We start from the raw sequence: 9714 nt of genomic DNA on the forward strand, positions 1-9714 counted from the left end.
CTGATCCCTCCGGTCCCGGCGCGCGGGAGTCATCGGTAGCTGTCTGTGAATAACCCGTGACCGGTCGTGAAAACTGTGTCACCATCGGGCAGGGGAACGCGTTGGCGCGTCGCGGCCGAGGGGGCAGGGGAGCCACGCCATGGTGCTCATCGTGAGTGTCCGTCATCTGCGGAAGGTGTTGGAGGCCGGGGAGTTCCACTGCCCGCAGTGCGGCGGTGACCGGCGCTTCCAATTCGGCGTCGGCAGGCGCCACTTGGTCGTCTTCGACATACCCGTGCTCCCGCTGTCCCGGACCCCCGGCAGCGTCGAATGCGCGGTCTGCGGGGGGAAGTTCGACCGCAGCGTGCTGGCGGTGCCGACCGGGCGGCGGCTGACCGAGATGCTGCGCGAGGTCACGCGGACACTCGTGATCGGCGCGCTGATCGCCGGAGGCGAGTCGTCACCGGCCGCCCGGGCCACGGCGGTTGCCGCGATGCGCGAGGTCGGGGTCACCGCGTACGGCGACGAGGTGCTGAGCATCGACTTGTACGCCCACGGCGGCGACGAGTCGTACGAATCCCTCGCCGTGCTCGACGCGCTGGCCGACCACCTGGCACACGAAGGACGTGTGCGCCTGATCGCGGTGGCGGCCCATGTGGCGCTGGCGGACGGGCCGTACCGCACCCTCGAAGTGGACATGCTGTTGTCCGCCGGTGCGCGGCTCGGGCTGACCCGCGCCGAGGTCGACCGGGTCCTCGACGAGGCGGCCGGGCACACACCGCGGTGACCGCCCCCCGCGAACCGGCGGCACGGGTGTCGGAGACGGCCGTCGATAATGGGGGGCATGAGTGAGCGCAGCGCACCAGGCGGGTGCCGTCGTCACCGCGGGAGGCGCGGGTGAGCCTCTACCGTGACGAAGGCGTCGTGCTGCGCACCCAGAAGCTGGGCGAGGCGGACCGGATCATCACGCTCCTGACGCGCGGGCACGGACGCATACGTGCCGTCGCGCGCGGGGTGCGGCGGACCAAATCGAAGTTCGGCGCGCGTGTGGAGCCTTTCGCGCACGTGGACGTGCAGTTCTTCGTCAAGGGGAGCGATTTCCCCGGGCGCGGGCTGCCGGTGATCACACAGGCGGAAACCCTTGGGGCGTACGGTGGTTTGCTGGTTTCGGACTACCCCTCGTACACCGCCGGCACCGCGATCCTGGAGACCGCCGAGCGGCTCACCGACCACGAAGGCGAGCCGGCGCTCCAGCAATACCTGCTGCTGATCGGGGCGTTGCGCACTCTCGGCGCGAAGTCGCACGAACCCGCGCTGGTGCTGGACGCCTTCCTGCTGCGGTCGCTCGCCGTCGCGGGATACGCGCCGAGTTTCGGCGACTGCGCCCGCTGCGGGCTCACCGGCCCGCACCGCTTCTTCTCGGTGGCGGGAGGCGGAGCGGTATGCGGGGACTGCCGGCCCGCCGGATCCGTCGTACCCTCTCCCGAGACCCTCGACCTGCTCGGCGCGCTGCTGACCGGGGACTGGGCGTGCGCCGACGCGAGCGAGACACGGCATCGGCGTGAGGGCAGCGGCCTGGTGGCCGCGTATCTGCAATGGCATCTGGAGCGGGGTATCCGCTCGTTGAGACTGGTGGAGCGATCATCGTGAGTCAGGCACGCGGCCGGTGGTGGCTGCCATCCTTCCGCCGGAAGGCGCGGCAGCCGGCGGCGCGGGTCGGCGTCCGGCAGCCGCACGAATACCGTGACCCGAAGCCGCACGCGGGGGGCGCGCAGCCGCCGGACTTCCCGCGCGACGCGGTGCCCCGGCACGTGGCACTGGTGATGGACGGCAACGGGCGGTGGGCCAAGGAGCGCGGGCTCGCGCGGACGGACGGCCACACCGCGGGCGAGGCGTCGCTTTTCGACGTCGTCGAGGGCGCGGCCCAGATCGGCGTCGAGTACGTCTCCGCTTACGCCTTCTCCACCGAGAACTGGAAGCGTTCGCCCGAAGAAGTGCGTTTCCTGATGGGCTTCAACATCGAGACCATCCACCGGCGCATCGACGAGATGGACGAACTGGGCGTGCGCATCCGGTGGTGCGGGCGTCGGCCGCGCCTGTGGCAGAGCGTGATCCGCGAGCTGGAGATCGCCGAGGAGCGGACCAAGGACAACACGCGCCTCACGCTGGCGATGTGCATCAACTACGGCGGGCGCGCCGAGATCGTCGACGCGGCCGCGGCCATCGCGGAGGACGTACGAGCGGGCAAGGTCGATCCGAACCGGATCAACGAACAGCTCTTCGCGACCTACCTGGACGAACCGGATATGCCGGACGTCGACCTCTTCATCCGCTCATCGGGCGAGCAGCGGACCTCGAACTTCCTGCTGTGGCAGTCCGCGTACGCCGAGATGGTGTTCGACGACGTGCTGTGGCCCGATTTCGATCGCACGCACCTGTGGAAGGCCGTCGAATCCTATGTGGCCAGGGACCGCCGCTACGGCGGTGCGCTGCCCAATGTGGTGAAGGCCGCAGCGCCGAGCAACGACAGTGACTCGAAACTTCGGTAAACGGCAGGCAAAGCGCTTCGCCTGTGGGTGACAGATACCGGTCGCACCGCCGGGGGAGTGCCAGCATGAACGGCATGTCCGAGCAGATCCTGCCCACGCCGGGCCAGCCACCCGCCACCGCCGACCCGCCGTCCGCCCCCGCGGCAGACCATGCGACGTCCGGTGACCGGAAATGGCGTCCCGGTCAGCTCGAACTCTTCGTGCTCGCCCTGCTGGTGCTGCTGGTCGGCCAGTCATGGATCGCGGACCGCCTCGATTCGCGGGCCGTCCAGACGTGGAGCACGGTCTTCGTCGCCATCGCCGTGCAGGCGCTGCCGTTCCTGGTCCTCGGCACGGTCATCTCGGCGGCGATCACCGCGTTCGTGCCGGCCTCGGTGTTCACCAAGGCACTTCCCCGCAACCAGGCCCTGGCGGTGCCGGTCGCCGGCGCCGCGGGGGCGGTGCTGCCCGGCTGCGAGTGCGCCTCCGTGCCGGTCGCGGGCGGCCTCATGGCCCGTGGCGTGGCCCCCGCCGCGGCCCTCGCCTTCCTGCTGTCCGCCCCCGCGATCAACCCGATCGTCATGACCGCCACCGCGGTCGCCTTCCCCGGCCGTCCCGAGATGGTCGCCGCACGCTTCGTGGCCTCGCTCGCGACGGCCGTCTTCATGGGCTGGCTGTGGGTGCGGTTCGGCAAGGCCGAATGGCTTCGCATCCCCAAGCGCTTCAGCCAGGCGCCCTCGGGCTCCCGCTGGGAGGACTTCCGTATTGGCATGCAGCACGACTTCCTGCACGCCGGAGGCTTTCTGGTGGTCGGCGCGATCACCGCGGCCACGCTCAACGTCACGGTGCCGAAGAGCGTCATCGACGCGGTCTCCGACAACTGGTGGATCGGCATCATCGCGCTTGCGTTCCTCGCGGTGATCCTCGCGGTTTGCTCCGAGGCCGACGCATTCGTCGCCGCCAGCCTCACGGGCTTCTCGTCGACCGCCAAACTCGCCTTCATGGTCGTCGGCCCGATGGTCGACGTGAAGCTGATCGCCCTCCAGTCCGGGACGTTCGGCAAGGCCTTCGCGATCCGTTTCTCCACCGCGACCTTCGTCGTCGCGGTGCTCACCAGCGTCGTCATCGGGTGGTGGCTTCTGTGAAGCGCGACGTCCAGTCGATCGTCCTCGTCCTCATCGGCGCCGCCCTGCTGCGCATCTCGCTCGACGGCGAGACGTACCTGCGCTACGTCAAGGAGAGCCTGCGTCCGGCGTTGATCGCCTCAGGGGCCATCGTGCTGGCTCTCGGCGCGGTCGGGGTGGTGCGCGACGGGATCCTGCGCAAGCACGAACGCGCGGCGACAGCGGGCCACGGCGACCCGGAAGCACACGATCACGACGCGCACGACCACGACGCGCACGATGACACCGGTCACGACGCGCACGGTCACGACCACAGCAAGGGCCCGCACGTGGCGTGGCTCCTGTGCCTGCCGGTGGCGGCGCTCTTCCTCATCGCCCCGCCGGCGCTGGGCTCCTACACCGCCGAGCGCGCCGAGGCCACCGTCGCGAAACCCGCCGCGAAGACCGTCGACGCGGGCTTCCCGGAGCTGCCGCCCGGCGACCCGCTCGACATGACCCTGGGCGACTACGGCGTACGCGCGGTCTGGGACACCGCCGAGACGCTGAAGGACCGCAACGTCCGCCTGACCGGCTTCGCGACACAGGGTGAGAACGGAAGCTGGTACGTGAACAGGCTGGTCATCAGTTGCTGCGCCGCCGATGCGGTGGCCCGCAAGGTGGAGATTCACGGCGTCCCGGCGCCGCCGACCGACACGTGGGTGGCGGTGACCGGTACGTGGCTCAAGAACGGCGAGACCGGATCGGAGAACGCCACTCCCGCCCTGACCGCGACCGGTGTGGAGACCATTCCGACGCCGAAGGAGCCGTACGAATAAGCCGCTCGGCCCGGCGCCCCGGTCGGGCGTCGGGCCGATCTCGCGAAGTCGCCGTTCGGGACGGGGAGTTCTTCGCAGCGCGTGTGGCGGCGCTTCGCTCGGATCAGCCGGGCCCGATGACGCCCGGCGAGCCGACGGCGGCACCGCCTGCCTCGGTGCCGGCGTGCGCGGCGTTCTCGCGCCGGTTTTCAAGGCTTCTGTCGGCACTCCCGAAATCACGCCGTGCCCGGGGCACACCCGCCCCGAACACGTTCCCGGGTCATCCTCGCGCGGCGAGCGCGCAGGGACCGCACGTCCCGAAGATCTCCAACTCGTGCGAGACGTCGGTGAAGCCGTGCTCGGCGGCGATGCGTCCGGCCCAGCGCTCGACTGCCGGGCCCTCGACCTCCACGGTGCGGCCACACGCGCGGCAGACGAGATGGTGGTGGTGGCCCTGACTGCAACGGCGGTAGACCGCCTCGCCTTCCGGCGTGCGCAGCACGTCGACCTCGCCGGCGTCGGCGAGGGCCTGGAGGGTGCGGTAGACGGTGGTCAGCCCGACCGACTCACCGCGCTGCTTGAGCAGATCGTGCAGATCCTGCGCGCTGCGGAAGTCCTCGACCTCGTCCAGGATGCTGGACACGGCGGTGCGCTGGCGCGTCGATCTGCCGCGGGCCGGGCTGTTCGCGGTGGTCACCGGGGCTCCTCCTCGACGGCTTCGGCGTCCTCGACGGCCGCACGTGTGCGGCTCGTCCCGGACATTGTGCCGGAAGCGGCGTCTTCTCCGTCGGGGCGTGTGGTGACGGCCACGTGGAGATCGTTCTCGATGGCGGTGAATCCGGCACGCCGGGCCCGGCGCCGGTTCAGTGGCGCGGCGGCCACGCCGACCACGATGAAGAGCCCGATGGCGAGCAGCACGATGGTGGCGCCGGGGGGCGCATCGACGTAATAGGTCAGGCTCGTCCCGGAAACCGACACGACGACGCCGACGCCGATCGCCACGGCCGCGGTGAGCGCGAAGTTGCGTGTCAGTTGCTGCGCGATCGCGACCGGGACCACCATCAGCGCGCTGACCAGCAGCAGGCCCACGACGCGCATCGCCACCGTGACGGTGACGGCCGCGGTGACCGCGATGACGAGGTTCAGCGCGCGGACGGGCAGGCCCGTGACGCGGGCGAACTCCTCGTCCTGGCACACGGTGAAGAGCGGCCGCCGCAGGCCGAGAGTGACCGCGAGCACGGCGATCGCCAGGACCACGATGATGCGGATGTCCTCGGGGGAGACGGAGGTCAGTTGCCCGAAGAGGTAGGCGTCGAGGTTCGCGCCGCTGTCGGACTGGCTGGCGAGCATCACGCCGCCCGCGATGCCGCCGTAGAAGAGCACGGAGAGCGCGACGTCGCCGCTGACCTTGCTGCGCTCGCGGATCAATTCGATCGCGATCGCGCCGGCGGCGGCGGTGAGCACTGCGAAGAGGACCGGCGACTTGCCGAGCAGGAGTCCCAGGCCGACCCCCGTGAGGGCGACGTGGCCGATGCCGTCGCCCATGAACGCCTGCCTGCGCTGGACGAGGTACACGCCGACCGCGGGGGCGGTCATGCCGACAAGCAGCGCGGCGAGCAGCGCGCGCTGCATGAACTCGTACTCCAGCATGCTCACTTCGGCGTCCTGGGGGGAGGTGCGGACACACGCGGAGGCGTGCGCAAGGTGATCATGACAGCAGGCCCCGGGCATGGTGGTCGTCGGCGTGCGGGTGCACGTGGTCGTGGCCCGGCAGTGCGTGCTGGCCGGTGGCCGGCGGAGGCGGTCCGTCGTGGCAGACGCAGCCGTCGCGCAGGACCACGGCGCGGTGGATGAGCGGTTCCAGCGGCCCGAGTTCGTGCAGGACCAGCAGGACCGCACGGCCCTGCTCCTGCTGCTGGTGCAGCGTTTCGGCGAGCACTTCCTGGCTGGCGAGGTCCACACCGGCCATCGGCTCGTCCATGATCAGCAGATCGGGGCGGCGGGCCAGGGCGCGGGCGATGAGCACGCGCTGCTGCTGGCCGCCGGAGAGCTGGTTGATGCCGTCTCCGGCGCGCTTGAGCATGCCGACCGCCGCCAGCGCCTCGTCGACGGCGGTCCGGTCGTCGCGGCCGAGCCGGAACATCATCCTGCGGCGGGTGAGGCGCCCGGACGCGACCACTTCGCGGACGCTCGCGGGCACACCCGCGGCGGCTGTCGTGCGCTGCGGGACGTACCCGATGCGTGACCAGTCCCGGAACTTCGTGAAGGGGGTGCCGAACAACTCGATCCGCCCGCCGATGAGCGGCACCAAGCCGACCAGCGTGCGTACCAGCGTGGATTTGCCCGAGCCGTTCGCGCCCAGCAGCGCCACGACCTCGCCGGGCGCGACCCGCAGGTCGACGCCCCGCAGCACGGTCCGGCCGCCGAGCACGGCGGTTCCGCCGGTCAGACGGACGACCGGGGTGGCGGAGGCGTCGGTGGCGGGCATCGTGCTTTCACCCTGGCACGCGTCGCGAACCGTCGCATCGGGGCGGTTGCCCGGGCGGACGGGCTGGGTCGGGATGCCGCCGCGACCCTTCTCGCGCACGCTGTTCGCGGCGCCGGACCTGCTCGCTTCTCTCATGCGCATCCCAGTGCCTTCCGCAGTGCGTCGAGGTTCGCGCGCATCACCGAGAAGTAGTCGGCCTTGGCCTCGTCCTCGATTCCCTCGATGGGGTCGAGGACGGCGGTGGACACACCGGTGTCCCGGGCCAGGGTCTCCGCGATCTTCGGGGTAGCGAGGGTCTCGAAGAAGATCGTGGTGACGCCCGTGTCCTTCACAAGCTGCTGGAGTTCGGCGATGCGGGCGGGGGACGGCTCGGACTTCGGGTTGACGCCGTTGACGGCGATCTCGTGGAGACCGTACCGCTCGGCAAGGTAGCCGAACGCCGCGTGACTGGTCACGATCTCCTTGCGCTGACACGATGCGAGCCCGGTCTTGAACTCCTGGTCCAGCACGTCGAGCCTGCCCTTCAGTTCGGCGGCCCGGTTGCGGTAGTCCTGCGCGTGCGCCGGGTCTGCGGCGGCCAGCGTCTCGCCGACACCGGTGGCCACCGCCGCGAGGCGGGTGGGGTCGAGCCACAAGTGCGGGTCGCCGCCATCGGCGACCGAGTGGTTGTGGTCGTCGTCCTCGCTGTGCTCCACGCCCTCTTCGGGGCCGTGCTCCTCGCCCTCGCCTTCGACCTCGGTACCGTGCTCCTCAAGAGGGCTGAGCACCGCCGCGTCGACGACGTGAGCGGGCTTGTTCTGCGCGACGGCGTCGTCGACGGCGGGCTGGAAGCCCTTGAGGTAGACGACGAGGTCGGAGTCCGAGATCGCGGCCACCTGCTTGGCCGTCAGTTCGAGGTCGTGCGGCTCGCCACCGGCCTTGGTCAGGTTGGTGATGGTCACCTCGGGACCGCCGACCTGCTCGGTGACGAACTTGAGGGGATAGAACGCCGCGACCACGTCCACCGGACCGCTGCCGGAGGTATCGCCTGCGTCGTCGGAGCCTCCGCAGGCGCTGAGGACGAGCGCAGAAGCGGCGAGCAGGGCAACAGGGCCGAATCGGCGTATCTTCATGACAATCATTCTCAACTTAATTGACAATGATTGTCAATTCCGGGTGGATCGGGGGGCAAACAGGTCCCGAAACGGGATTGGCAGCGGCCGTGCGATGAGGGAACCATCGGATTGAGCCGCGCACCGCCGACGCCGGTACCCTGTGCGGACATCGTCACTGACCGCATCGTCGCACCGAAGAGAGCATTGTGGCCGCCGACAAGATCGACACCATCGTCCAACTGAGCAAGCGCCGCGGGTTCGTCTACCCGTGCAGCGAGATCTACGGCGGTCAGCGTGCTGCCTGGGATTACGGGCCGCTCGGCGTGGAGCTCAAGGAGAACATCAAGCGCCAATGGTGGCGTTCGATGGTCACCTCGCGCGACGACATCGTCGGCCTTGACTCGTCGGTCATCCTCGCGCGCGAGGTCTGGGAGGCCTCCGGGCACGTCGAGGCGTTCGTCGACCCGCTGACCGAGTGCACCTCGTGCCACAAGCGGTTCCGCGCCGACCACCTGGAAGAGGCGTACGAGGCCAAGCACGGCCGCCCGCCGGCCGATGGCCTCGCCGGCCTCAACTGTCCCAACTGCGGCACCAAGGGCGCCTTCACCGAGCCCAAGCTGTTCAACGGGCTCCTCCAGACCTACCTCGGCCCGGTCCAGGACGAGTCGGGCCGCGCGTACCTTCGGCCCGAGACGGCTCAGGGCATCTTCGTCAACTACAAGCTCGTGCAGGAGAGCGCCCGCAAGAAGCCGCCGTTCGGCATCGCGCAGATCGGCAAGAGCTTCCGCAACGAGATCACCCCGGGCAACTTCATCTTCCGCACGCGTGAGTTCGAGCAGATGGAGATGGAGTTCTTCGTCAAGCCGGGCGAAGACGAGACGTGGCACGAGTACTGGCTCCAGGAGCGCTGGAACTGGTACGTCGGCCTCGGCCTCCGCGAAGAGAACATGCGCTTCTTCGAGCACCCGAAGGAGAAGCTGTCGCACTACTCGAAGCGGACCGCGGACATCGAGTACCGCTTCCAGTTCGGCGGCAACGAATTCGGCGAACTCGAAGGCGTGGCGAACCGCACCGACTTCGACCTCTCGACGCACTCCAAGCACTCCGGCAACGACCTCTCGTACTTCGACCAGGAGACGAAGGAGCGCTGGATGCCGTACGTCATCGAGCCGGCGGCGGGCGTCAACCGCGCCATGCTGGCCTTCATGATCGACGCCTACAACGAGGACGAGGCCCCGAACGCCAAGGGGGTCATGGAGAAGCGCGTCGTCATGCGCCTCGACCCGCGCCTGGCCCCGGTCAAGGCCGCGGTCCTGCCGCTGTCGCGCAACACCGACCTCTCGCCCAAGGCCCGCGGCCTCGCCGCCGACCTGCGGCAGTACTGGAACGTCGACTTCGACGACGCGGGCGCGATCGGGCGCCGCTACCGCCGCCAGGACGAGATCGGCACGCCGTTCTGCATCACCGTGGACTTCGACACCCTCGAAGACAACGCGGTGACCATCCGGGACCGCGACACGATGGGCCAGGAGCGCGTCTCTCTCGACCGCGTCCGCGACTACCTCGCACCCCGCCTCATCGGCTGCTGACGCCGACGCAACCCGGGCCCGGGGGGGGGGGGGGGGGGGGGGGGGGGGGGGGGGGGGGGGGGGGGGGGGGGGGGGGGGGGGGGGGGGGGGGGGGGGGGGGGGGGGGGGGGGGGGGGGG

General features: G+C 70.1%; 10 protein-coding genes. 6 read left to right on the forward strand and 4 right to left on the reverse strand.

The genetic code is table 11. The features are described 5' to 3' along the window. Window positions 1-151: 151 nt before the first annotated feature. From ACRX5W_RS07270 to ACRX5W_RS07290, 5 genes are all read left to right on the forward strand, one after another. Window positions 152-766, forward strand: coding sequence for a TerB family tellurite resistance protein (locus ACRX5W_RS07270; protein WP_436787110.1), 615 nt, complete (start codon window positions 152-154; stop codon window positions 764-766). Window positions 767-876: 110 nt separating this feature from the next. Continuing rightward, window positions 877-1629, forward strand: coding sequence for a DNA repair protein RecO (gene recO, locus ACRX5W_RS07275; protein WP_436787111.1), 753 nt, complete (start codon window positions 877-879; stop codon window positions 1627-1629). Window positions 1630-1652: 23 nt separating this feature from the next. Continuing rightward, window positions 1653-2528: an isoprenyl transferase gene (locus ACRX5W_RS07280; protein WP_436787509.1), complete on the forward strand. Its 876-nt coding sequence runs from the start codon at window positions 1653-1655 to the stop codon at window positions 2526-2528. Between the two features lie 65 nt (window positions 2529-2593). Beyond that, complete coding sequence (locus ACRX5W_RS07285) at window positions 2594-3652, forward strand: permease (protein ID WP_436787112.1); 1059 nt, start codon at window positions 2594-2596, stop codon at window positions 3650-3652. After that, window positions 3649-4446 carry a TIGR03943 family putative permease subunit gene (locus tag ACRX5W_RS07290; protein WP_436787113.1) on the forward strand — a complete coding sequence of 266 codons (798 nt, stop codon included), beginning with the start codon at window positions 3649-3651 and terminating at the stop codon, window positions 4444-4446. Before ACRX5W_RS07285 ends, ACRX5W_RS07290 begins: the two co-directional genes overlap by 4 nt. 259 nt (window positions 4447-4705) lie before the next feature. On the opposite strand, the gene ACRX5W_RS07295 is transcribed toward ACRX5W_RS07290, so the two are convergent. From ACRX5W_RS07295 to ACRX5W_RS07310, 4 genes are all read right to left on the reverse strand, one after another. Then, window positions 4706-5122, reverse strand: a complete 417-nt coding sequence (locus tag ACRX5W_RS07295; RefSeq protein ID WP_436787114.1) for a Fur family transcriptional regulator — start codon at window positions 5120-5122, stop codon at window positions 4706-4708. Beyond that, the gene (locus ACRX5W_RS07300) at window positions 5119-6081 is read right to left on the reverse strand and encodes a metal ABC transporter permease (protein ID WP_436787115.1); all 963 of its coding nucleotides are present in this window, start codon (window positions 6079-6081) and stop codon (window positions 5119-5121) included. The genes ACRX5W_RS07295 and ACRX5W_RS07300 overlap by 4 nt, the downstream gene beginning before the upstream one ends. Window positions 6082-6133: 52 nt before the next feature. Next, window positions 6134-6913 carry a metal ABC transporter ATP-binding protein gene (locus tag ACRX5W_RS07305; RefSeq protein ID WP_436787116.1) on the reverse strand — a complete coding sequence of 260 codons (780 nt, stop codon included), beginning with the start codon at window positions 6911-6913 and terminating at the stop codon, window positions 6134-6136. A gap of 131 nt (window positions 6914-7044) precedes the next feature. Next, window positions 7045-8025 (reverse strand): metal ABC transporter substrate-binding protein, encoded by a 981-nt coding sequence (locus ACRX5W_RS07310; RefSeq protein ID WP_436787117.1) that lies wholly within the window; start codon window positions 8023-8025, stop codon window positions 7045-7047. A gap of 188 nt (window positions 8026-8213) precedes the next feature. Between ACRX5W_RS07310 and ACRX5W_RS07315 the strand changes: the two genes are divergently transcribed. Continuing rightward, the gene (locus tag ACRX5W_RS07315; RefSeq protein ID WP_436787118.1) at window positions 8214-9596 is read left to right on the forward strand and encodes a glycine--tRNA ligase; all 1383 of its coding nucleotides are present in this window, start codon (window positions 8214-8216) and stop codon (window positions 9594-9596) included. Window positions 9597-9714 lie beyond the last annotated feature (118 nt).

Origin of the sequence: Yinghuangia sp. YIM S10712 (genome assembly GCF_051388935.1) — a bacterium.
Lineage (GTDB): Bacteria > Actinomycetota > Actinomycetes > Streptomycetales > Streptomycetaceae > Yinghuangia.

Excerpts from the sequence above, each read along its gene's own strand:
- ACRX5W_RS07285 (WP_436787112.1), top strand. The coding sequence starts at position 2,594 with ATGAACGGCATGTCCGAGCAGATCCTGCCCACGCCGGGCCAGCCACCC.
- ACRX5W_RS07305 (WP_436787116.1), bottom strand. The coding sequence starts at position 6,913 with ATGCCCGCCACCGACGCCTCCGCCACCCCGGTCGTCCGTCTGACCGGC.
- ACRX5W_RS07310 (WP_436787117.1), bottom strand. The coding sequence starts at position 8,025 with ATGAAGATACGCCGATTCGGCCCTGTTGCCCTGCTCGCCGCTTCTGCG.